The organism is Ruegeria sp. CDSC045, assembly GCF_059610725.1.
Genome location: NZ_JBXWOE010000001.1, coordinates 282311 through 304501, shown reverse-complemented (window position 1 = coordinate 304501; position 22191 = coordinate 282311). Strand labels below are relative to the sequence as shown.

Genomic DNA, 22191 nt, shown 5'->3' with positions numbered 1-22191 from the left:
GGGTAAAGACTTAGCTGTACAATTCCTCTGCCCGGCCCTCGAACGCCCTCACGATCCTGTGCATCGCCTCATTGAAGACCACTCCGATGATACCCTGAAGAATGGCATTCTTGAATTCAAAATCAACATGGAACGAAACGTTGCACCCGCCTTCTGCCGCGTCCTCGAAATGCCAGTCCGACTTCATGTATTTGAAGGGCCCATCCAGATATTCCGTGTCGATCCGGCGTTGTTCGGCAAACAGGGTAACCCGGCTGCCAAAGCGTTCGCGGAACACTTTGAACGAAATGATCAGGTCAGCTTCCATCACCTGTGCCTCTCCTGCTGCATATGAGCGTCGGATACGTGCAGCCGCACACCAGGGCAAAAACTCGGGATACTTTGCTACATCGGCAACCAGATCGTACATCTGTTGCGCAGTGTAAGGCAGGTGTCGCGTTTCCGAATGTATAGGCATGGCGTCCGGTTTTTGCAGGTGACAATGGCGCGTCATGTCGTATGTTGCGCGCCAAAGATCAAGGGGGCAGTGATGAGCCAGCGCGGATATGTGATTGATGAGATGATCTCGGCAAAGGCCATTGCCGCCAGGATCGAAGAACTTTGCCGCGAAATCACTGCCGAATTCGACGGAACCGACAAGCTGGTTGTTGTCGGCCTGCTGCGTGGTAGCTTTGTCTTTATCGCCGATCTGGTGCGCGAATTGGACTTGCCCATTGAAGTGGATTTCCTTGAGGCGTCATCCTACGGGGATGCGATGGAAAGCAGCCGGGAAGTCCGCATTCTAAAAGACCTGCGCGGCGCTATTGAGGGTCGCGACGTTCTGGTAGTCGAGGATATCGTCGACACCGGGCACACGCTGAACCATGTTACTCATCTGCTGCAAAGCCGCGATCCTGGAAAACTTCGCTCGATCGCACTACTGGACAAGCCCAGCCGACGCGAAGTCGATTTCCGTTCGGACTGGATCGGGTTTGAAATTCCTGATGAGTTTGTTGTGGGTTACGGGATCGACTACGCACAGCGCAATCGCAACTTGCCATTTATTGGTAAGGTTCGTTTTATCGAAGACTGAGAAGGGTAAAAATAGACCCAGATTCCAATAGTCAAAGTTGCTGCGCACCTTTGCATTCACTTAATTGAATACCATTGGACAACGCCCTCAACAACAGATTACCCTCCAATCATCTTGGGAGGATTCTGCTTATGAAAGTAATGTCTATTGGGCTTCTGGCGACTTGCGCAGTCGTCGCAACGGTTGGTCTTGCGGACGCAAAAGACAACAAGGGCAAAGGGAAAGGTCCAGACAAGTCGAAAATCGAAAAGTCGATAAAGACCAATAATGGCGTTGGTGTACCGCCCGGACAGATCAAGCGTTATACGCGAGGTCAGAAACTCCCTAACGATCTGAATTTTGACTATCTTGATGACCTGGACGGCTGGAAGTTGAAGCCCCTACCCGCCGGTCAGCGATATATCCGCGTGGATGACGAAATCCTGTCGATATCTGATGAAACTAAGACAGTCATTGATGCCGTTGGAATAGTGAGCGATCTCGTAAACTGAAGTTTCAGCCATTAAGTGATCGAATTGCGGCAACAAATACGTCTACTCCTACCGAGATAAGTGCGTCTGGGAAATCATAGTCAGGGTTATGCAATTGCGGATGATCCTGCCCCGACCCCAGCCAGAACATGGCCGTTTTTGCGCCTTTCCCAAATTGCCCGAAATCTTCTGAGAACTTTTGCGGCGTCTCTGTTGAATGGCACGGTACTCCACGCTCGGCGCAGGCCGTTGCGATGATGCTCACCGCGTCGCTGTGATTGACGCAGGCCTCGAAGACATCGTCATAGGTGATCTCAACCTCCAGACTGTCGGCGGATGCGGCGCGGCGCGCCAGTGCCTCGGCCTCGGTCATCAGCGTCTGCATCCGGGCATCTGAAACGGTGCGCAAGGTTACCCAGATCTCGGCCTGTCCCGGAGCGACGCCGAAAGTCGGCTCTCCCAAACGGGCATGCGTCACAGTTGTCAGCGCAAAATCGGCATCCAACGCGCCGCCTGCGCCCAAACCCGCCAGTTGCAACATCAATTCAGACATTGCCCGAGCCGGAGAAACCCCATCCTGAGGCGCAGCCGCATGGGACGTCTTGCCGGTCAGGATGATTTTCATCCCGCGCGAGGCGCAGTTAGCCGAACTCTGACACAACTCAACAGCGCCAAGTTCCAACCCCGGCAGGTTGTGCAAAGAGAACACGTAATCCGGCGCGATCTTCGCGAATTGAGGGTCCGCGCGAAAGGCGATGGCGCCCTGCCCGGTTTCTTCAGCCGGTTGAAAAATCAAAACCACCCGACCCTTTTGGGGTCGGTGACGCGCCAGGTCTTCGGCAACGCCAAGCACCATCGCCATGTGCCCATCATGGCCACACAGATGCCCTTTGCCCGAAACCTTCGACACATATAGGTGCGTGCCAAGTTCTTGAATCGGCAGCCCATCCAATTCGCCTCGGATACCAACGGTTGGCCCAGCCTGCCCACTGTCAAAAACCGCGGCAACGCCATGCCCTCCCAGTCCGGTAAGCACATGGTCCGCACCGAACCCCCGCAAAAGATCTGTTATGCGGGCAGCGGTCTCACGCTCGTGCCCGGATAGTTCGGGATATTGATGCAGGTCGTGGCGCAGGCGTGTCAGCCGCGCATGCGCTTCGGGTGTCACCCCTGTTCCAGCTTTTTCTGGCGTGCCTCACGCAACCGGGCAAAATCGTCTCCGGCGTGATAGGACGACCGGGTTAGAGGTGTCGCGGACACCATCAGGAACCCTTTGCCAAATGCCGCCTTTTCATAGGCTGCAAATTCTTCGGGCGTCACAAACCGATCGACTCCGTGGTGTTTGGGCGTGGGCTGCAGATACTGACCGATGGTCAGGAAATCAATTTCAGCGGCGCGCATATCATCCATGACCTGCCGGACCTGCTGACCATCCTCACCCAAACCGACCATGATCCCGGATTTGGTAAAGACCGACGGATCCAGCTCTTTCACGCGCTGCAATAGACGCAAAGAGTGAAAATACCGCGCGCCCGGGCGCACTTCGGGATAGAGGCCGGGTACGGTTTCAAGATTATGATTAAAGACGTCTGGCTTTGCCTCAACGACAACTTCTAGAACGGACGGATCGCATTTCAGAAAGTCGGGCGTCAGAATTTCGATCGTCGTACCCGGAGACCGGTGACGCACGGCGCGAATGGTCTGCGCAAAATGCTCTGCCCCGCCATCTGCAAGGTCATCGCGGTCGACAGAGGTGATGACCACATGGTTCAACCCCAGCTTTTCAACCGCATGAGCAACGCGACCCGGTTCAAACGCATCCAGCGAATCCGGGCGACCGGTGGCGATGTTGCAAAAGGTACAGCCGCGGGTACAAATCTCGCCCATGATCATCATGGTCGCGTGGCCCTGGCTCCAACATTCACCGACATTGGGGCATCCGGCTTCTTCGCAGACCGTAACCAGATTGTTGTCACGCATGATCTTGCGCGTGTCAGCATAACCCTGACCACCGGGCGCTTTGACGCGAATCCAACTGGGCTTTTTCGGCTGCGAATTGTCGGGCCGATGAGCCTTTTCTGGGTGTCTTTGTTCGGGAATGTTCAGATCGCGCACGGCCTGTCTTTCTGACTTTGGGTCAATTCGGTTTACCCATAACATAAACTGACCTCTGCTATTACACCACCCATGCATAGCCGCTATGCATCAGGGTGAAAGACTTTGACGTCTCAGGGCCAAAATTCTAAATAATTTCCTATCATTAACTGCAACTTACGCGTTGTCAGGTAAATTCTGACGCACCTGGAACATCCGCCATTGAAGCGGATTTGGAATCCTTTTAAGTCCACGAAAACCGTACGTGATTCACAGGAGTTCGATCATGAAATCTGGCACCAAACTGCCCGAAGTGACCTTTCACACCCGCGTCCGAGACGCCTCTGTCGAAGGACCAAACCCCTTCCGCTGGGAAGACAAGACCACGGCGGACTATTTCGCAGGAAAGCGCGTGATTCTGTTCTCACTGCCTGGCGCATTCACCCCGACATGTTCGACCTATCAGTTGCCCGGTTTTGAAAACGGCCACGCAGATTTCAAAGCCGCAGGTGTGGACGAGATCTATTGCATGTCCGTGAATGACAGCTTTGTCATGAACAAATGGGCACAGGATCAAGGCCTGAAAAACGTCAAGGTCATCCCTGATGGCTCAGGCGAATTCACACGTAAAATGGGCATGTTGGTCGACAAGGACAATCTGGGCTTTGGTATGCGGTCCTGGCGCTATGCGGCCATCATCAATGACGGCGTCGTCGAAGCCTGGTTCGAAGAGCCCGGACTGATGGATAACTGCCCCGAGGACCCCTATGGCGTTTCGTCACCGGAAAACCTGATGAAACATCTGAACGAAGTCAAAGAGCCGGAACTGGCCTGAGTTCGTCCTCAACAGAAAAGCCCGCTTCAGGCGGGCTTTTTTGTGACTAGCGCGTTTGCGTGACAATGCTCTCGCCGACGGTGCGAATGGTATCCGCCAGGCTTTCGAACCAATCTTCCTGCGAAGTAGAAGATCGACGAACTAGCCCCACTGTCCTTGCGGGCTGCGGCGAGGCAAATCGCATCAGCTCAAGACCCGGTACCGCGTCGGATTCGGAACGGGCGGCAAGCTCTGGCATGAGCGTCAATCCGAACCCTTCGGCAACCAAACGGGATAATGTCGCCAAAGACGAGGCACCCATGTTAATCAGACCGCTGCTGCGGTCCTGACCACAAACCTCCAGGGCCTGATCCGTCAGGCAGTGCCCATCATCCAGTAGCATAAGCTGTGCATTTTGAAGGTCCAAAGGGCGCAAACGCTCTGTATCGCTGGAAAAATTGCGCAACCGTGCCGAACTTCCAGCCAATAAGAACCGATCCTCGAACAAGGGAAGTTCGAACAATTCGCTTCCCACGGAGGGCAGCGCGACCACACCTGCGTCGATCTCACCAGCGCGCAGCATCGTCAACAGGCGCTCTGTCCGCGCTTCGCGTATCTGCACTCTCAAAGAAACATCGGCCGCCCTTAACCCCGCCAGAACACCTGGCAGAACATAGGGCGCAATCGTCGGGATTATTCCGATCGACAAAGACCGATGCCCGCTTGAGTGATCTTTGGCAAACTGGTCGAGCCTGTCCGAGGCACCAAGTATCTGACGCGCATATTCAAGCACATCCCGCCCCAAAGGGGTAAGCAATATGTCACGGGCCTTACGCTCGAACAGGGCACCACCGAGGGTCTCTTCTAACGCCTTGATCTGAACCGATAATGCCGGTTGCGAAACGTTACACATCTGCGCCGCCCGCCCAAAGTTGCGCTGCTGCGCAACGGCGTTAAAGTATAGGAGCTGTCGAAGGGTAAAATTCATAACCCCTAGCTATCACTCCACCCTGAAACCGCAACCAAAACCGATCAAAGTGTTATCCGATCATACGGCTGCGCTCTTCCTGATCCTGGTAGTGACGTTTCAGGCGCTGTAATGCGATACGCAAAACGATTTTGCCGGACCGCGCTGACCACCCCATTCGCTTTTCCGCCAATTCCAACCCTTCCAGATAGCAACAGCAGCGCAAAGCCACGTCGCTCAGCCCCGGTCCAAGGTCAGACAATGCACGCTCTACGCGGTCGCGCGCTTCTGAAGAACCCCGGTTGCCAGTGTCGCCGCTTCCAAAATTTCCGCGCCCACCGGCAGTCAGGAAATGGTCCCAGTTCTGTGCAACCTGAGGTCCGATCTGAGCCAGTTCGAAATCCTCGCGCAGGCGCTCTCCTGCCCCGACAAGTGCTTCATCTAAAAACGGCTTTCCATCCCGATCCCGACGCCTTGCCAGGGCGATCAGCGGGCTTTCTGCGGCGCTATAGCGCATTCTTCTGGGACGTTCTGGATGGGCGCGATTTGTCGTCGCGTGAGAGGGCGCCCCATGAAACGAAGCAGGCGCGTCTGCCATTCCATGTTCGTTGCGAGACCTTGCCTGGTTCTCGAAATCGGCCATTAACTGGCTCAGTGCCGTACGGCCCGCGCTAGTAATCCGGTAGCGCGATATCCGGCCTGGGTTGTCGCAGGAAATCCAATCCTTCAACGCCAATGCCTGTGCGATTCTGCAATCAACCACTGCAGTCCTGGTCGCAGCGGCGTCGCCGGTATCGCGCACCACCACTGCTTTGTTCATTTCTTCAGCGACAGCCAGGACCGAACCGGTCTCACACAGTCTGCGCAGTACCCTTAGGGCCTCGTGGTTGAATTCCTCTTCTTTTTCGACGTGTGAATCATGACTGAACGCTGAAACCGTGCGATCAGAAGCATCATTGACCGAAAAATGTTCTTCGGCCAACGACTGCAAAGCCGCATCCACCAATGGATCGTCACGGCGCATCTCAATTCGGCGGATTTGTCTAAGAATGGTCGAAGCATGGCACCCCACAGATCGCGCAATATCGCGGATCGACTGGCCGGTTTCTGTGTGGGCCAGGTATCGTTGTGCCCCCTCAGGTACCCAAGCCGGAATGGTGAAAGCCATGTTGTTTTCCATAGTTCTGTGCCCTCATCGACGAAACAATCTGTTCTCTATCGCCCCCGGTGACTTTGTTAACCAATTCTAACTAGAGTCGCTTTCGTTACTCGTTCGTTAACTGCCGGAGGTGATGACCAGATTTCATTCAAATTCATAAACACTCATGAAGCGAGAGTTCGGGGAGAACCCGATTAAGGCAACACCCGCTTAGGTTGTGTAACAAATTGGGCAACATTAATCCGACACGTGGAGCCCAAAGATGCAGGACCTGATGACCATGATTTCCGCCCTCCGCCGCCCCCGCCTATTGGCGCGGGCAGCCAAACACGGCGCGCAGGACTATGATCGGGACCGCCACCTGCAACGCATACTTGGGTACGGATCGCTGCCTGGGTCGGGCGCGGCGCTGATGCGTTTGATGGATATTGAACGAGAGGTTAACGCGCAGAGACTGGCAGAAGATGCAGGCTATTCGCTGGTCCGTCATTTGGACCTTCTGATCGCGCTATTGGGTGAGGCGCAGCTGTACAAAGCCAGCCGCGCCTCACAGTTTTCAGTTATCAGCTGAAAGCGTCCGGCATAGAGGCCTTTTTCTTTTCAACATATTCGGTCAAAGCGCTGTGAATTCCCGGGTCGAGTTCCGGTTGCTTGTAGTTGGCAATCAAATGCTCGACCCGAGACGAGGCCAACTGCCGCGTATCGCGCGCGCCCTCGTCTTCCCAGGTTTCGTAAGGTTTGTAGTCCAGCAGGTCGGACTTCCAGAACGCCTCTTTGAAGTTTGCCTGCGTATGGGCACATCCCAGATAGTGGCCACCCGGGCCGACCTCGCGGATTGCGTCCATGGCCTGAGCGTTCTCATCATAGGCCACACCCTTGGCCAGACCGTGCAGAACGCCAAGTTGATCTGCGTCCATGACGAACTTTTCAAAGTCCGCAACCAGGCCACCTTCAAGCCAGCCGCAGGAATGCAGCATGAAGTTCACACCCGCCATCAGCCCCATGTTCAGCGAGTTCGCGGTCTCATAAGCGGCCTGCGCATCGGGCAGTTTCGAGCCACAGAACGACCCGGCTGAGCGGAACGGCAGACCCAGACGCCGCGCCAGCTGTCCCGCGCCATAGGTAACCATTGACGCCTCGGGTGTGCCAAAGGTTGGCGCGCCTGAGTTCATGTCGATCGACGAAACGAAAGCACCAAAGATAGCAGGCGCTCCCGGGCGGATGATCTGACTGTACGCGACACCGGCCAAAACTTCGGCCAGAACCTGTGTCAATGTCCCCGCTATCGAAACCGGCGCCATCGCACCACCGACGATGAACGGCGAGATGATGCAGGCCTGATTATTCCTGGCGTAGACTTCCAGCGACCCCATCATCACATCGTCGAAGGTCATCGGCGAGTTGATGTTGGTCAGCGAAGTCATGACCGTGTTTTCCTGAACAAACTCTTTGCCGAACAGGATCTCACACATTTCCACCGAATCCTGAGCGCGACTGGGATCGGTGACCGAGCCCATGAATGGCTTGTCCGATAAGGTCATATGCGCCATCAGCATGTCCAGGTGACGCTTGTTCACCGGAACGTCTGTGGGTTCGCACACAGTACCGCCCGAGTGGTGCAGCCACTTTGACATGTAAGCCAGTTTCACGAACTTGTTGAAATCGTCCATGGTCGCATAGCGACGGCCACCTTGCGCATCACGCACGAACGGAGGGCCATAGACCGGCGCCAGAACCAGATTGCGACCGCCGATGACCACGGACTTTTCAGGGTTTCTTGCGTGCTGCGTGAACTCGCTTGGCGCAGTTTTGATCAACTCGCGCGCAAGGCCGCGTGGGATGCGCACCCGTTCGCCATCCACATCGGCGCCCGCGTCTTTCCAACGTTCCAGCGCCGCAGGGTTGTCGACAAAATTGACGCCGACTTCGGCCAGAAGCGTTTCCGCATTTGTTTCGATGATCTGCAACGCTTCTTCGTTGAGAACCTCGAAATTCGGAATATTGCGTTCGATGTACTTTGCGGTCTCGATACGAACCGCTGTACGTTCGGCCCGGCGGGCAGCGCCACCGCCACCTCTCGCCCTGCGCCGGGTGTTTGCCTCTGTCATGAGAAAATCCCGTATCAGTTGTTGAATTTACATGTGTGTTACAGGAACCCGCCGCAATGGCAGTCGTGGATAACGGCGCTATAGGGGAAAAAGCGACAAAATGTCGGGGACAACCGCCACAAAATGACCCAGCACATGTTTTTGAAGTCGCGCGGCTCTTCGTCATTCGCTTCGGGACCGTCCACCAGACAAGCGGGCCCTAACCGCGACCAACTGGCGTGTCTATACCACTTGAAATCCCTTGCGCTTATCATCTTCGCAACCTAGTAGCAGACCTATGACCCAAGACACCCATGACCGCCTTCTGATCATCGACTTCGGCAGCCAGGTAACGCAACTGATTGCGCGCCGCCTGCGTGAGCTGAATGTTTATTGTGAAATCCATCCTTATCAGAATGTTACGACGGACTTTGTTCGGAAAATGGCCCCAAAGGCCGTTATTTTCTCGGGCGGTCCCGATAGCGTGACACGAGAAGGGTCTCCGCGGGTCCCGCAGGAAATCTTTGACATTGGCGTTCCTATCCTTGGTATCTGCTATGGGCAGCAAGTGATGATGCACCAGTTGGGCGGCAAGGTCGAAAGCGGCCATGGCACCGCAGAGTTCGGCCGCGCCTTTGTGACCCCCAAAAGCCAACTGGATATTCTCGATGGCTGGTTCACTGACGGCGATGAACAGGTCTGGATGAGTCACGGCGACCATGTCAGTGAAATCGCGCCGGGGTTTCAGGTTTATGGCACCTCGCCCAACGCACCGTTTGCGATCACCGCAGACACGTCCCGCCATTTCTATGCTGTACAGTTCCATCCCGAGGTGCACCACACACCAAAGGGCGCCAAGCTTTATGAGAATTTTGTAAAGCTCGCCGGGTTCAGCGGCGATTGGACCATGGGTGCCTATCGCGAGCAGATGATCGCGACGATCCGCGAACAAGTGGGCGATAAACAAGTGATTTGCGGTCTGTCCGGAGGTGTCGATAGTTCGGTCGCGGCGATCCTGATCCACGAGGCGATTGGCGACCAGCTGACCTGTGTGTTCGTTGATCACGGCCTGTTGCGCAAGAACGAGGCAGACGAAGTCGTCGGCATGTTCCGCGACAACTATAATATTCGGCTGATCCACGCGGATGAAAGCGATCTGTTCCTAGGTGAGCTTGAGGGGCAAAGCGACCCGGAAACCAAGCGCAAGATAATTGGCAAGCTGTTCATCGACGTATTCCAGAAACATGCCGACACGATCGACGGGGCGGAATTCCTGGCCCAAGGTACCCTCTACCCTGATGTGATCGAATCCGTTTCGTTCTCGGGCGGGCCTTCGGTCACGATCAAAAGCCACCACAATGTTGGTGGTCTGCCAGAGAAAATGGGCCTGAAACTGGTTGAACCGCTGCGCGAACTGTTCAAGGACGAGGTCCGCGCATTGGGACGCGAGCTGGGTCTGCCCCAAAGCTTTATCGGCCGCCACCCCTTCCCCGGCCCTGGTCTGGCAATCCGTTGCCCCGGTGAAATCACCCGCGAAAAACTAGATATCCTGCGCGAAGCCGATGCGATCTATATCGACCAGATTCGCAAACATGGGCTTTATGATGATATCTGGCAGGCCTTCGTGGCGATCCTGCCGGTTCGAACCGTCGGTGTCATGGGCGATGGCCGCACGTACGACTATGCCTGCGCCCTGCGGGCAGTTACCTCAGTCGACGGAATGACCGCCGACTATTACCCGTTCAGTCATGAATTCCTGGGCGAAACCGCCACCCGGATCATCAATGAGGTCAAAGGCATCAACCGATGCACCTATGACATCACATCGAAGCCTCCGGGCACAATCGAGTGGGAATGAAAACAAGCCGGGCCAGCGCCCGGCTTTTTTGTTTCTGCAACACAAATATTTAGTTACCAATCAACATCGTAGAACTCCTAATGCGCGGGCAACTCAATGGAAAGCAGCAAACCCCAAATCGGCAAAGCCGCGCTGTGGATGATCGGGGCAATCGCATCTTTTACGTCTATGGCCGTGGCCGGACGTGAGCTGAGCGTCACCCATGACACCTTTGAAATCATGTTTTATCGCAGCCTGGTCGGCATGTGCGTGGTCAGCCTTGTCCTGACGGTTACCGGAAAGTGGCATCAGGTATCGACCGAACGGATTGGCCTTCACGGGGTAAGAAATACCCTGCATTTCACCGGTCAGAATCTCTGGTTCTACGCTGTTTCCGTGGCACCACTGGCACAGGTCTTTGCACTTGAGTTTACGCAACCGATCTGGGTGATCCTGCTGTCCCCGATGCTGCTGGCCGAGCGGTTGACAGTCGTGCGGGTCCTTTCAGCACTTATCGGTTTTGCTGGTATCCTTATAGTCGCACGACCGGGGGCTGTTCCGTTAAGCGCAGGAATTGTCGCCGCCGCGATGTCGGCGGTGTTCTTCGCTTTGACTACAATTTCCACCAAAAAACTCACGCGTTCTGCAAGCATCGGGTGCATCATGTTCTGGCTGACCGTTATACAGGCCGGTCTTGGGCTGGCAGCCTCTGCGATCGACGGAGAACTTGCGTTACCAACGATGGCAACCGCGCCTTGGCTTTTGCTTGTAGGGCTTGCGGGCCTATTAGCGCATTTCTGCATTACGAATGCACTCTCAATCGCACCGGCTACGGTTGTGATCCCATTCGATTTTGCGCGCCTTCCTACAATCGCGATTGTCGGTTTGCTTTTCTATCATGAGGCTCTCGATCAGTGGACGCTCGTGGGGGCTGCTGTCATTTTTGTGGGTATCTTCCTCAACGTTCAGTCGGAAAACCGTAACAGTTTAGCAACAGATTCGCGCAACACTCACTAAGGGTAACGTTCAGTCACCCGTTGACCAGCTATTGTTGAGAGAGTGAAATCCACCTGTAAGAATAACTCGGTTGTGCGCAGACACCACAAATTCGCGCAACTTAGCGATATAATTGGGAGGAATGGATGAAGAAGACGCTTCTACAGGCGTGTGCTTTGTGCGTGGGCGCAACAAGCATTCAAGCCGGTGGTCTGGACCGTAGTGGACAGGGAATCAATATCATTTTCGAAGAGGGATCCGTGGTCCAACTTCGTCTTGGATATGCGTCACCCGACGTAAGCGGTGAACAAAATGGCGTAGAATCAGGTGATGTGTCGAATGCTTTCTTCTCACCGGGCCTGGCTTACAAACGTTCATTTACTGACAAACTGGACTTTGCGCTGATCTATGATGAACCATTCGGTGCGGATATTGGGTATTCCGCCGACTATCCCCTGTCGCAGAATCCAACTGCAGCGTTTGGAGGACGCAGCGGGATTCTGAGGGCCAGCGCTGATGTCGACTCCCTCACCGCATTGTTGCGCTACAAGCTTGACGGTGGCTTCAGCGCCATTGGCGGTATTCGCGCGCAACGTGCTAGCGCAAAAGTCGTTGTACCGGCAGCAGCCGGATACGAATTTGATGCGGATGCCGATACTGACTTTGGTTATCTCGTCGGGGTTGCCTGGGAAAAACCTGAAATCGCAGCTCGGGTTTCGCTGGTCTACAACTCCAAGATCACTCACGATCTGTCGTCGACCGAGTCGTTCAACGTAGTGCCGCCCGTCCCCGCCGGGTTGCAAACAATCGATGACACGACCAGGGTCGAGACACCGCAATCCATCAACCTGGATTTCCAGACCGGGGTTGCCCCAAAAACGCTGGTGTTCGGATCGATCCGCTGGGTTGACTGGCCTCAGACAGTAGTGGCACCTGCCGCCTATGTCGGGATCGTTGGGGACAACCTCGTCGACTTTGACGACGACACATTCACCTATACTCTTGGAATGGGATATCAGTTCTCAGAGGCTTTTTCTGGCGCGATATCCACATCTTACGAAAAGTCGAATGGTACCGAAGTATCAAACTTGGGGCCGACTGACGGTTTCTGGAGCATTGGCGTAGGCGGTACTTACACCGTGGAAAATGCTCAGATCTCGGGCGGTGTCCGTTATACGGACATTGGCGATGCGACAACCACCACGGGTGGTGAATTCAGCGGCAACTCTGCCTGGAGCGTCGGCCTTCAGTTGACCTACTCTCTGAACTGATCAGCGGCAAAACTGTTCACAAGGCTCCGCCCTCCGGCGGAGCCTTTTTTGCATAGATCCGCATGATCACGAATTGAGATGATGCGGTCCTGCGTGGCAAGGAACAGATATCTACTCCCATTCTGGCATAACGAAACCTGTGCCCAAGACTGTTGGTTCTAAACAACCGCTGCACGCGCGATTGACGCCGCCCCCCGCCCGTTTTAGCAAGGTCGGAAAAGGGATAGTGGACAATGATCTACAACTCGGCAAAAGACTGGCGGGAAGCCGCGCGCAAAAAGGTGCTGTTTTTTGGCATGTCAGGCCTGGGAAAGACCTATGTGTCCAACGTTCTGCGCGATTCCGGGGACTGGTTCCACTATTCGGTCGATTACCGGATCGGCACGCGATACATGGGCGAGTATATCATCGACAACGCCAAGGCCGAGGCCATGAAGGTCCCTTTCCTGCGTGACCTGCTGTTGTCTGATTCCATTTACATCGGATCAAATATCTCGTTCGAGAACTTGACCCCTGTCGCCGCTTATCTGGGAAAACCGGGCAACCCGGCACAGGGCGGCATGGAGCTGACAGAGTATAAACGCCGTCAGGAACAATTCCGTTTGGCAGAAATCCACGCTCTGCTGGATACCGAGTATTTCGTGGATCGGGCGCAGAGATTGTACCAATACCCGCATTTCATTTGCGATACTGGCGGTTCGATATGCGAATGGGTTGACCCCAATGATCCGCGGGATCAGGTCCTGACTGAGCTGTCGCGCCAAACGCTGATGATTTGGATCAAAGGTGATGACGACCACACGTCCGAGCTGGTCAGACGCTTTGACCGGGCGCCCAAGCCTATGTCCTATCAGCCCGAATTCCTGACAGGTGTCTGGGACGAATATCTGACCCAACAAGGCTGTTCCGCCGAACTGGTCGATCCCAACGCATTCATTCGCTGGACCTATGCCAAAGCTCTTGCGCACCGGCAACCGAGATACAGGGCGATGGCCGACAACTGGGGTCTTACGATCGCTGCCAGCGACATGCACAGCATTCGCGACGACGGTGATTTCGATGAGTTGATCGAACGTGCCCTTGAGACCCGGCCAAAGCACGATTAACTACGGCACTTACACTCTTAAACCAAAGGCTTGCATCCGATGCCGATCAAGATTCCCTCTGACCTGCCCGCATATGACGTTCTCACCAATGAGGGCGTCATGGTCATGTCCGAGGATCAGGCAATGCGTCAGGATATTCGCCCCCTTCGGATTGGGTTGCTGAATCTGATGCCCAAGAAGATTCAGACCGAAAACCAGTTCGCGCGACTCATCGGTGCAACCCCTCTGCAGATCGACCTGTCGCTGATCCGTATGACCGAACATCGGACCAAGAACACCGCAGCCGAGCATATGGCCGAGTTCTACCGCCCGTTTCAGGAGGTAAGGAACCAAAAATTTGACGGCCTGATCATCACCGGCGCCCCGATCGAACATCTTGAATTCGAGGATGTCACCTATTGGGAAGAAATCAGCGAAGTATTTGACTGGACCCAGACAAATGTCCATTCGACCTTTGGCGTGTGCTGGGGCGGAATGGCGATGATCAACCATTTCCATGGGGTGCGTAAGCATATGTTGGACGCCAAGGCTTTCGGATGTTTCCGGCACCGCAATCTGGCTCCCTCCTCACCGTTTCTGCGCGGGTTTTCCGATGATTGCGTAATCCCGGTCAGCCGGTGGACCGAGATGAAGCAGGCCGAAATCGACAACGCTACCGGCCTGACCACCTTGCTGGGAAGTGATGAGGCAGGCCCCTGCTTAGTCGAAGATAAGGACCATCGTGCGATCTATATCTTCAACCACTTTGAATATGACAGTGATACGCTCAAGCAGGAATATGATCGCGATATCGACAACGGCACACCGATAAACGTGCCGATGAACTACTATCCAGACGACGACCCCTCGTGCCGGCCTCAGAACAGATGGCGCAGCCATGCGCACCTGCTCTATGGCAACTGGATTAACGAAATCTATCAGACAACACCGTTCGATATGGATCAAATTGGTTCTTAAAACCATCATAGCTCTTGCCCTGCTGATTGCTGGCCTGGCCACCGTAACAACTTGGCGCGTGTCACGGAACGAAGCTGTAGCCGAAGCCAGTTTCCCACCCGAGGGTCAGCTGATCGACGTCGATGGAGTCAGCGTTCATGCCGTAGTCATGGGGCACGGGCCCGATGTCGTGCTGATCCACGGGTCCAGTGGCAACACTCGGGACATGACTTTTGCCCTCGCCCCAATTCTGGCAGAAGATTTCCGTGTCATTGTTTTTGACCGGCCCGGATTGGGGTATTCCGACAGCTTCAATCCGGACGGCGAAACCCTTGAAGAACAATCCGAAATTCTGGGTCGTGCCGCAATCAAATTGGGTGCGGACAAACCCATCGTCGTCGGTCAAAGCTATGGTGGGTCCGTGGCGCTGTCATGGGCGGTTACACAGCCCGAAAATATCTCGGCCCTGGTTTTGATTGCTCCGGCCGCAATCCCATGGGAGACGCCGCTGGACGGTTTCAACCGAATGGCCGCGACCAAGCCCGGAAATGCGCTGGTGCTGCCCCTGATCAATGCCTTTGTTCCCGATTGGTATGTCGAACAGGCGATGGATAGTGTCTTTGCTCCCCAAAAAGCGCCCGAAGGTTATGCCGAACATTTCGGTCCGGGATTGACCATGCGCCGCGCTTCGATGCATGCCAATGCCAAGCAGCGGTTTAATTTGCTGAACGAAGTTCGTGCGCTGCAGCCGCGCTATAAGTATATTTCGGTCCCGACCGAGGTTGTGCATGGCACCGCCGACACAACGGTCGGGTTGGAATGGCATGCGGAACCCCTGATCGACCAAATCCCCGGCGCTGAACTGATCGAATTGCCGGGAATTGGCCATATGCCACAGATCGTTGCCGCACCCGAAGTAGCGGCCGCAATCATCCGGGCTGCTCAGCGGGCGGGTTTGCGTTAATTCCGAGGCTAATCCATAGTAAGATATGGATTTTATCGCGAGGTGACTCATGACACGAACTGGCAAAGGCACCATCGAGGAATATTACAAAAAACGTGCACCAGAAGAAGTCCGGAACGAGATCAAAGAGGCCGATAAGGATGACATTCTGAACCCTACATACCCCTATGACGAACGCATGAAGCGTAAGGCGTATGAGAAACAAATGCAGTCCCTGCAGATCGAGCTTGTGAAAATGCAGCTTTGGGTGAAGGAAACTGGCCAGCGTGTCGCTGTTATCTTCGAAGGCCGCGATGCCGCTGGAAAAGGCGGGACAATCAAGCGGTTCCGTGAGAACCTGAACCCGCGTGGGGCTCGGAACGTTGCGCTCAGCAAGCCATCGGATCAAGAGCGCAGCCAATGGTATTTTCAGCGCTATATCCCACATCTGCCCGCAGCCGGAGAAATCGTGTTCTTTGACCGCAGCTGGTATAACCGCGGCGTGGTGGAAAATGTGTTTGGGTTCTGCAACACAGAACAGCGTGAACGCTTCTTCCGACAGGTTCTGCCGTTAGAGACCGGCCTGTGTGACGATGGTATCCGCTTGTTCAAGTTCTGGTTGAACGTCGGACGGGCCGAGCAGTTGAACCGGTTTCTTGCGCGCGAAACGGACCCGTTGAAACACTGGAAACTAAGCCCAATCGATATCGCTGGTTTGGACAAATGGGATGAATACTCTGCTTCGATTTCCGAAACCCTTACACGCAGTCACAGCGAAGCCTGCCCCTGGACCATAGTTCGTTCCGACGACAAGAAACGGGCAAGGCTGGCAGCAATCCGAACCGTGCTTCATGCGCTGGACTATGATGAAAAGGACAAAAATGCGATTGGCGATATCGACACCAAGATATGTGGCGGGCCAGATATCTGGGATGCCTGATCTTTCTTGCCGGCCAATATCATCACAAAGATTGGACGAATACGTGCTACCGGTTTATGTCTTAGTTCCTCAAGAATTGTACAAAAAAGGCGTCTGAATCAGGGATGACAAAACGCGGGTATCACCACGGCAACCTGAAACAGGCTCTGATCGACGCAGCTCTGTCCCTGATCGAGGAAAAGGGTCCGACCGGGTTCACCCTGTCAGAGGCTGCAAAAGCGGCAGGCGTCACGCCTGCAGCTGTTTATCGCCACTATCACGGGCGCGAGGACCTGATCGCCGAGGCGGCGCGTCAGGGGTTCGAGATGTTCGCCGATCTAATTCAATTCGCTTATGACAAAGGCCAGCCTTCGGCGCTGGCTGCATTCGAAGCAACCGGGCGCGCCTATCTGGCCTTTGCTCGCAAGAATCCTGGCCACTATATCGCGATGTTCGAAAGTGGGATTTCCGTCAACCGCACCCCAGAACTTGCCCTGGCTGCAAACCGGGCCAGAGATGTTCTAGAAAAAGCTGCAGCCGATCTGTCGCAACATATTCCGCCGGAAAAACGTCCGCCGGCTTCAATGTTCAGCGCACATATCTGGGCGCTGAGTCACGGTGTAGTCGAATTGTTTGCCCGTAACACCGGCGCCACCGCACCCTTCCCGCCCGAAGATCTTTTGGAAACGGGGATCGGTATTTATTTGCGGGGACTAGGGCTGGTGCCTCCGGACGAATAAGGCCGTCAGAACACCGGTTTCCGTTGCGGTATGCTGAGACCGGATGTGACATTAATCAGATCCATCTCACCCATACCCTTGATGTCCACTCGCCCGATATCAGAGACCTGAAACTCGTCAATCAGGGCGTATTTCATTTCTTCAGGCGCAACAATATTCATTGGGTTTGCAAAGACTTGTAGCCGGGAAGCGATGTTCACGGCGGGCCCGAAAACATCATAGACATATTTCTGAATACCAACCACAGATCCTACCGCTGGCCCCATACCCAGCCCCACACGTGCCTGCCACTTGTGCGGATGGCTTTCATTTCTCCGCTCAAGATAGCGAAGGAACCTGACTGCACAATGGGCAGCAGCAGTCGCATGATCTGGCGTAGCATCCGGCATGCCTGACACCGCAAGATAAGCATCGCCAATAGTCTTGATCCGCTCACATCCGAACTGTTCGACGATCCGGTCAAAGGCCGTAAAGATGTCATTCAACTCGCTTAGGGTAACCGTCGGGTCCGTCTTGGCGGCAAAATCCGTGAACCCCACAAAGTCCAGCATCACAACTGACACCTGATCGTAAAGCTGCGGCGTGACCACACCGAATGTCTTGAATTCTTCATAAACAGCGCGCGGCATCAGGTTCAGCAACAGCCTTTCAACCCGCTCCTTCTCACGCTCCAACTCGCGCGTGTTGCGTTCGACCATAGTCGAGTAGCTGTCAATCATGCTTTCAAGTTCGCGGATTTTGGTGATGTTCTGAAACTCGATGACCAGAACCTGTTCCGAAAGACCGTTTGCCAGAGAAACTGCCGTTGCGAAAACCAGTGTCCTGCGTTTCGGCTTGATCTGCAATTCGACCGAGTATCTGAGCCCAGATTGCTTTACGTCTTCAAGTTCACGCGCATCAAGGTCAGGAAAAATATCCAACAATGTCTGTCCATCAGCCGGAGGGCCAAACCATTCCTGAAAAGGGCCGTTGCAGAATACGAATGTAAGATCCGAAGCCCGAACCACTGCGACACCAACACCGATCGCGCGCAGCAGTTGTTCATTGATCGCAAGAATGCTCATGCCGCATCGCGCGTAACAATAATTGCACGTTTGGATTCGATCGCTCCCAAGGCAATCTTTACGTGCCGATCTTCCATTCCATGTAACGCCAGCGCTTCACCAAACAGATCTGCCATTTCGTCGAAATCTGCGTGCGAGATGTTCAGATTTCTGTGAACCGCTTCAATTCGATCATCACTAAAAGATGTCGGGCCACCGATCAGAGACGATACGAACTTGGTCTGGTGATCAATCAGCCTTGGCATGTCGATATCTTCGAAATGGTCACCGATCTGATCAGACTCCAGTGCCATTTCGTAAAAGGTCATAACGATCCGGCTGATCGTTTTGAAACCGCCATAATGCTCATAGATTGTCTGACCCACACCAACCCCAAACCGGAAAAACACCAACAACACTGGAAGATTATATCAATTTGACAGTTTTGTTAACGCTTATCGAGAATTACTATTTTTGCTTGGTTGGAAAGCCGTGATCAGCCCATGATATAAACTAAACCCTCAGGTCTTCGGCACAGGGGATAAATCCGACATACCCCCCGCTTTCAAGCAATCGGGCTTCGCCTCTCTGGCGCCAATACAACTTGCGTTTCGCGGCCTGCAATTCGCGACGAATGCGAAACCACAGGGGTCCCTTATCCAGACCGCTATTGGTCTTTCTGTTTTGTGAACGTTCACTGACTTTCACGGAATCTTCAGCCTGATCTTGCTGTTTCGACCAGATCATTTGAACGCCGACTGCTGGAAAACACTGATACATTTGCCAATCCGGGCGGGGGATAGATACGAAATCATCCAGGTGATCCGAGTATTTCTCGGACCACTTCAGCAATTTACGGCAGGCCGCCTGCGACAGGATATATGCGGCCGCGCTGGGTGCCATTTCCAGCATCGGGCGAACCGGTACGCCGGATATCTGCTGTTCCGGGCCAAACCTCAGCGACCGAGGGGAATAGTCCAGCTTTAGGAAGTCGAACCCTGACCCTGCTTCGAGCAATCTGGCAATCACACCGCCAGCTTGGGTCGACATTTCAACATCGTCTTCAAAGATCGCAACAGCCTTCAGGTCTTGCTGAACGGCACGCTTCCAAACGGCGCGATGGCTTTCGAAACAAGCGACTTCACTTTGTTTCAGACCCCAGCGGCTGCCAGAACCGGGAACATAACCATTTCCAACCAGAGCGCCCTCTTGTTGTGCATCGGTCGCACTAAAGCGTTTGGCCCCAATCAATCCAGTATGCGCAAACTGCGCCTCCATAAAGTTACGCCGTTCGGGTACCCGATCCAGATTGATATAGTAGACGCCCGTTCCCGGTGGCAGTTCATGATGGCCCACGGCTGTTCCTTTTTAATGCCTGCACCAGATACACATCGCACAATCGGACAATCAAGCCCACAGCCCCCACCTATCGCAGCTTTGAATTCCTGTCTAAGCTGCCGTTGAACAGCAAGAAACGGGAAACTCGCCATGTCATCACATGGGTATAGCGGTGGGCGGCTTAATCTGCCTTTCGTCGGCATTTCGACCTTCGGCAAAGCGCCGTATGTCGAGGATTGGGACAATATCGACGCGGATGTCGCAGTCATAGGGGCGCCTTTCGACTTTGGCACTCAATGGAGGTCCGGCGCGCGCTTTGGGCCGCGTGCGGTGCGCGAGGCCTCGACCCTGTTCAGCTTTGGCCATGCCGGGGCCTATGACCATGAGGATGACGCTACCTATCTGGATGGATCGGTGCGGATGGTCGATATTGGGGATGCCGATATTATCCACACCAAGACAGATGAGAGCCACGCCAATATTCAATACGGCGTCGAACGCATTCTGTCTGCAGGCGCCCTGCCCGTCACCATCGGCGGCGATCATTCGGTGAATATCCCCTGCATCAACGCCTTTGCCACAGATTGCGCGCAGAACGGTCCGATCCATGTGGTCCAGATCGACGCGCATCTGGATTTCGTTGACGAGCGTCATGGCGTCACTGCTGGCCACGGCAATCCGATGCGGCGGGCGATTGAAAAGCCTTATGTCGCCGGCATGACCCAGTTGGGGATCCGAAACGTGTCATCAACCGCCAAGGAAGGGTATGAGGATGCCCGCGCTCGCGGCTCGGACATCTTGTCCGTACGACAGGTGCGCAAACTGGGCACCGAGGGTGTATTGGAGCGCATCCCCGAGGGCGCGCGGTATTACGTTACGATTGATATCGACGCGTTTTGCCCCTCAATCGCACCTGGCACGGGTACGCCCAGCCATGGCGGGTTTTTGTATTACGATGTGCTGGAAATTCTTCAGGGGCTGGCGAAACGCGGTGACGTGGTCGGGATCGACCTTGTTGAAGTCGCCCCAAGTTACGACCCAACCGAAAGCACGCAGATTCTGGCGGCACAGCTGCTGTTGAACTTTATCGGCTTCATCTTTCACGAACGGGGCAAGAAGGGCTAATCGCCTCTCCTGCCCATGTGATCAGGCGTTGATCGTGTTGTGCTCAGGCCCATAGGGGAAGCCGGTGATGTTCTCGGCACCGGCCTCTTCGACCACCAGAATGTCGTGCTCACGGTAGCCTCCGGCGCCTTTCTGACCTTCAGGTATCCACAGCATCGGCTCGATGGACACGACCATGCCGGGTTCCAAAACCGTGTCGATATCCTCGCGCAGTTCAAGACCCGCTTCACGACCGTAGTAATGGCTGAGTATGCCGAAGGAATGGCCATAGCCAAAGGACCGGTATTGCAGCAGGCCTTCGTCGGCAAAGAAACGGTTGATCTCAGCCGTGATCCCCGAGCAGGTCGCGCCCGGTTTGATCAGGCTCAGCCCCAACTCATGCGCGGCGACGTTTGCCTTCCAGATGCGCAGGCTGTCAGCGTCGGGTTCGCCCAGAAACAAGGTGCGTTCCAGCGCAGTGTAATAGCCCGAGATCATCGGGAATGTGTTCAGCGACAGGATATCGCCCTTTTCCAGCGCCCGCTTGGTGACCGGGTTATGTGCGCCATCAGTGTTCAGGCCGGATTGGAACCAGACCCAGGTGTCGCGGTACTCGGCTTCTGGATAAGCACGAGCAATCTCGGCCTCCATCGCGTCACGGCCCGCCATGGCGATTTCGATCTCGGTTGCGCCTTCGCGGATCGCCGCGTGAATGGCTGCGCCGCCCACATCTGCAGTGTGTGCGCCGCCTTTGATAAGCGCGATCTCTTCGGCGGATTTCACCATGCGTGCGGCCATTGTGTCAGGTGCGATATCAACCAGTTCAGGCTGGCCCAGCATATCCAGTGCGGTGTCGCGCATTGCCAGGGTCATGTGATCGCCTTCGATCCCGATCCGCCGTGCAGATCCGATCAGATCAGCCACCGCGCGCCAGTAATTGTTCCGCTTCCAGTCGGTATAGATCACGTTGTCTTCAACCGAGCGACGCCAAGGCTGGCCGGCGTCGATATTGGCCGACACGGTGGTGCATTTGTCCTGAGTGACAACGCAACCGTAGGGACGCCCGAACGAGCAATACAAGAAGCCCGAGTAATAGGCGATGTTTTGCATGGAAGTAAGCAGAACTGCTGGAATATCGCGGGCGGCCATCGTGGCGCGCAAACTGGCCAGACGGCGTGCATATTCCGCCTTACTAAAGGGCAAAGGCGCCTTGTCACCGTTGTGGCAGGTAAAGAATTCGGGGCGATTGTTTAGATCATTCATCTTGGTCTCTCCTCGATGCCGGACAGGCAAAG

At 54.9% G+C, this 22191-nt stretch carries 23 protein-coding genes; 13 read left to right on the top strand and 10 right to left on the bottom strand.

All coding sequences use genetic code 11. From position 1 onward, the window contains the following. Positions 1–10: 10 nt before the first annotated feature. Entirely contained in the window at positions 11–457 is a 447-nt protein-coding gene (locus AC2FH6_RS01495) for a type II toxin-antitoxin system RatA family toxin (protein WP_142634123.1), read from the bottom strand. A 72-nt stretch (positions 458–529) separates the two neighbouring features. On the opposite strand from AC2FH6_RS01495, the gene hpt reads away from it, so the two are divergent. Both hpt and AC2FH6_RS01485 read left to right on the top strand, forming a co-directional pair. After that, positions 530–1072 (top strand): hypoxanthine phosphoribosyltransferase, encoded by a 543-nt coding sequence (gene hpt / locus AC2FH6_RS01490; protein WP_142634125.1) that lies wholly within the window; start codon positions 530–532, stop codon positions 1070–1072. A gap of 131 nt (positions 1073–1203) precedes the next feature. Next, the gene (locus AC2FH6_RS01485) at positions 1204–1563 is read left to right on the top strand and encodes a hypothetical protein (RefSeq protein ID WP_496700887.1); all 360 of its coding nucleotides are present in this window, start codon (positions 1204–1206) and stop codon (positions 1561–1563) included. A 4-nt stretch (positions 1564–1567) separates the two neighbouring features. Here AC2FH6_RS01485 and AC2FH6_RS01480 read toward each other — a convergent pair whose 3' ends face one another. Together AC2FH6_RS01480 and lipA are read right to left on the bottom strand one after the other, a co-directional pair. Further along, a complete protein-coding gene (locus AC2FH6_RS01480) occupies positions 1568–2710 on the bottom strand; it encodes an amidohydrolase (RefSeq protein WP_496700885.1) in 1143 nt (380 codons plus the stop codon). Continuing rightward, positions 2707–3657, bottom strand: a complete 951-nt coding sequence (gene lipA, locus AC2FH6_RS01475) for a lipoyl synthase (RefSeq protein WP_496700883.1) — start codon at positions 3655–3657, stop codon at positions 2707–2709. Before lipA ends, AC2FH6_RS01480 begins: the two co-directional genes overlap by 4 nt. Before the next feature lie 265 nt (positions 3658–3922). On the opposite strand from lipA, the gene AC2FH6_RS01470 reads away from it, so the two are divergent. Continuing rightward, positions 3923–4471, top strand: coding sequence for a peroxiredoxin (locus AC2FH6_RS01470; RefSeq protein WP_496700881.1), 549 nt, complete (start codon positions 3923–3925; stop codon positions 4469–4471). Positions 4472–4517: 46 nt separating this feature from the next. Here the strand turns inward: AC2FH6_RS01470 and AC2FH6_RS01465 are convergent, their stop codons facing one another. Both AC2FH6_RS01465 and AC2FH6_RS01460 read right to left on the bottom strand, forming a co-directional pair. Then, on the bottom strand, positions 4518–5438 hold the full coding sequence (locus AC2FH6_RS01465) for a hydrogen peroxide-inducible genes activator (RefSeq protein WP_496700879.1): 921 nt from the start codon (positions 5436–5438) through the stop codon (positions 4518–4520). Between the two features lie 52 nt (positions 5439–5490). Beyond that, the gene (locus AC2FH6_RS01460; protein ID WP_496700877.1) at positions 5491–6597 is read right to left on the bottom strand and encodes a DUF6456 domain-containing protein; all 1107 of its coding nucleotides are present in this window, start codon (positions 6595–6597) and stop codon (positions 5491–5493) included. A gap of 241 nt (positions 6598–6838) precedes the next feature. Here AC2FH6_RS01460 and AC2FH6_RS01455 point away from each other — a divergent pair, with 241 nt between their 5' ends. After that, positions 6839–7147 (top strand): DUF6477 family protein, encoded by a 309-nt coding sequence (locus tag AC2FH6_RS01455; RefSeq protein WP_142634139.1) that lies wholly within the window; start codon positions 6839–6841, stop codon positions 7145–7147. On the opposite strand, the gene AC2FH6_RS01450 is transcribed toward AC2FH6_RS01455, so the two are convergent. After that, positions 7140–8684: a trimethylamine methyltransferase family protein gene (locus AC2FH6_RS01450; protein WP_142634141.1), complete on the bottom strand. Its 1545-nt coding sequence runs from the start codon at positions 8682–8684 to the stop codon at positions 7140–7142. The genes AC2FH6_RS01455 and AC2FH6_RS01450 overlap by 8 nt on opposite strands. A 277-nt stretch (positions 8685–8961) precedes the next feature. Here AC2FH6_RS01450 and guaA point away from each other — a divergent pair, with 277 nt between their 5' ends. From guaA to AC2FH6_RS01410, 8 genes are all read left to right on the top strand, one after another. Further along, positions 8962–10521, top strand: coding sequence for a glutamine-hydrolyzing GMP synthase (gene guaA / locus AC2FH6_RS01445; RefSeq protein ID WP_281994698.1), 1560 nt, complete (start codon positions 8962–8964; stop codon positions 10519–10521). A gap of 96 nt (positions 10522–10617) precedes the next feature. After that, the gene (locus AC2FH6_RS01440) at positions 10618–11517 is read left to right on the top strand and encodes a DMT family transporter (protein WP_496700874.1); all 900 of its coding nucleotides are present in this window, start codon (positions 10618–10620) and stop codon (positions 11515–11517) included. 125 nt (positions 11518–11642) lie between these two features. After that, positions 11643–12767, top strand: coding sequence for an OmpP1/FadL family transporter (locus tag AC2FH6_RS01435; RefSeq protein WP_142634147.1), 1125 nt, complete (start codon positions 11643–11645; stop codon positions 12765–12767). Positions 12768–13000: 233 nt separating this feature from the next. Beyond that, complete coding sequence (locus AC2FH6_RS01430; protein ID WP_496700872.1) at positions 13001–13873, top strand: ATPase; 873 nt, start codon at positions 13001–13003, stop codon at positions 13871–13873. 39 nt (positions 13874–13912) lie between these two features. Then, positions 13913–14830 (top strand): homoserine O-acetyltransferase MetA, encoded by a 918-nt coding sequence (metA, locus tag AC2FH6_RS01425; RefSeq protein ID WP_496700870.1) that lies wholly within the window; start codon positions 13913–13915, stop codon positions 14828–14830. Next, entirely contained in the window at positions 14814–15773 is a 960-nt protein-coding gene (locus AC2FH6_RS01420; protein ID WP_496700433.1) for an alpha/beta fold hydrolase, read from the top strand. Before metA ends, AC2FH6_RS01420 begins: the two co-directional genes overlap by 17 nt. Before the next feature lie 49 nt (positions 15774–15822). Continuing rightward, on the top strand, positions 15823–16692 hold the full coding sequence (ppk2, locus tag AC2FH6_RS01415; protein WP_281994702.1) for a polyphosphate kinase 2: 870 nt from the start codon (positions 15823–15825) through the stop codon (positions 16690–16692). 104 nt (positions 16693–16796) lie between these two features. After that, positions 16797–17411: a TetR/AcrR family transcriptional regulator gene (locus AC2FH6_RS01410; RefSeq protein WP_142634158.1), complete on the top strand. Its 615-nt coding sequence runs from the start codon at positions 16797–16799 to the stop codon at positions 17409–17411. A 5-nt stretch (positions 17412–17416) separates the two neighbouring features. Here AC2FH6_RS01410 and AC2FH6_RS01405 read toward each other — a convergent pair whose 3' ends face one another. From AC2FH6_RS01405 to AC2FH6_RS01395, 3 genes are all read right to left on the bottom strand, one after another. Next, positions 17417–18475, bottom strand: a complete 1059-nt coding sequence (locus AC2FH6_RS01405) for an adenylate/guanylate cyclase domain-containing protein (RefSeq protein ID WP_496695256.1) — start codon at positions 18473–18475, stop codon at positions 17417–17419. Further along, positions 18472–18840, bottom strand: a complete 369-nt coding sequence (locus AC2FH6_RS01400; protein WP_271946797.1) for a group I truncated hemoglobin — start codon at positions 18838–18840, stop codon at positions 18472–18474. The genes AC2FH6_RS01405 and AC2FH6_RS01400 overlap by 4 nt, the downstream gene beginning before the upstream one ends. 127 nt (positions 18841–18967) lie before the next feature. Further along, on the bottom strand, positions 18968–19810 hold the full coding sequence (locus tag AC2FH6_RS01395) for a glycosyltransferase family 25 protein (RefSeq protein ID WP_496690643.1): 843 nt from the start codon (positions 19808–19810) through the stop codon (positions 18968–18970). Between the two features lie 132 nt (positions 19811–19942). On the opposite strand from AC2FH6_RS01395, the gene speB reads away from it, so the two are divergent. Further along, entirely contained in the window at positions 19943–20917 is a 975-nt protein-coding gene (gene speB / locus AC2FH6_RS01390; RefSeq protein WP_496700868.1) for an agmatinase, read from the top strand. A 21-nt stretch (positions 20918–20938) separates the two neighbouring features. On the opposite strand, the gene AC2FH6_RS01385 is transcribed toward speB, so the two are convergent. After that, positions 20939–22159, bottom strand: coding sequence for an aminopeptidase P family protein (locus tag AC2FH6_RS01385; RefSeq protein WP_496700866.1), 1221 nt, complete (start codon positions 22157–22159; stop codon positions 20939–20941). Positions 22160–22191: the final 32 nt, after the last annotated feature.

What these genes read in the sequence shown, in the direction of transcription:
- ppk2 (WP_281994702.1), top strand. Translation starts at nt 15,823, where the DNA reads ATGACACGAACTGGCAAAGGCACCATCGAGGAATATTACAAAAAACGT.
- AC2FH6_RS01495 (WP_142634123.1), bottom strand. Translation starts at nt 457, where the DNA reads ATGCCTATACATTCGGAAACGCGACACCTGCCTTACACTGCGCAACAG.
- metA (WP_496700870.1), top strand. Translation starts at nt 13,913, where the DNA reads ATGCCGATCAAGATTCCCTCTGACCTGCCCGCATATGACGTTCTCACC.
- AC2FH6_RS01455 (WP_142634139.1), top strand. Translation starts at nt 6,839, where the DNA reads ATGCAGGACCTGATGACCATGATTTCCGCCCTCCGCCGCCCCCGCCTA.
- guaA (WP_281994698.1), top strand. Translation starts at nt 8,962, where the DNA reads ATGACCCAAGACACCCATGACCGCCTTCTGATCATCGACTTCGGCAGC.
- AC2FH6_RS01405 (WP_496695256.1), bottom strand. Translation starts at nt 18,475, where the DNA reads ATGAGCATTCTTGCGATCAATGAACAACTGCTGCGCGCGATCGGTGTT.
- AC2FH6_RS01440 (WP_496700874.1), top strand. Translation starts at nt 10,618, where the DNA reads ATGGAAAGCAGCAAACCCCAAATCGGCAAAGCCGCGCTGTGGATGATC.
- AC2FH6_RS01435 (WP_142634147.1), top strand. Translation starts at nt 11,643, where the DNA reads ATGAAGAAGACGCTTCTACAGGCGTGTGCTTTGTGCGTGGGCGCAACA.
- AC2FH6_RS01410 (WP_142634158.1), top strand. Translation starts at nt 16,797, where the DNA reads ATGACAAAACGCGGGTATCACCACGGCAACCTGAAACAGGCTCTGATC.
- AC2FH6_RS01460 (WP_496700877.1), bottom strand. Translation starts at nt 6,597, where the DNA reads ATGGAAAACAACATGGCTTTCACCATTCCGGCTTGGGTACCTGAGGGG.
- hpt (WP_142634125.1), top strand. Translation starts at nt 530, where the DNA reads ATGAGCCAGCGCGGATATGTGATTGATGAGATGATCTCGGCAAAGGCC.
- AC2FH6_RS01465 (WP_496700879.1), bottom strand. Translation starts at nt 5,438, where the DNA reads ATGAATTTTACCCTTCGACAGCTCCTATACTTTAACGCCGTTGCGCAG.
- AC2FH6_RS01485 (WP_496700887.1), top strand. Translation starts at nt 1,204, where the DNA reads ATGAAAGTAATGTCTATTGGGCTTCTGGCGACTTGCGCAGTCGTCGCA.
- AC2FH6_RS01385 (WP_496700866.1), bottom strand. Translation starts at nt 22,159, where the DNA reads ATGAATGATCTAAACAATCGCCCCGAATTCTTTACCTGCCACAACGGT.
- AC2FH6_RS01450 (WP_142634141.1), bottom strand. Translation starts at nt 8,684, where the DNA reads ATGACAGAGGCAAACACCCGGCGCAGGGCGAGAGGTGGCGGTGGCGCT.
- AC2FH6_RS01470 (WP_496700881.1), top strand. Translation starts at nt 3,923, where the DNA reads ATGAAATCTGGCACCAAACTGCCCGAAGTGACCTTTCACACCCGCGTC.
- AC2FH6_RS01430 (WP_496700872.1), top strand. Translation starts at nt 13,001, where the DNA reads ATGATCTACAACTCGGCAAAAGACTGGCGGGAAGCCGCGCGCAAAAAG.
- speB (WP_496700868.1), top strand. Translation starts at nt 19,943, where the DNA reads ATGTCATCACATGGGTATAGCGGTGGGCGGCTTAATCTGCCTTTCGTC.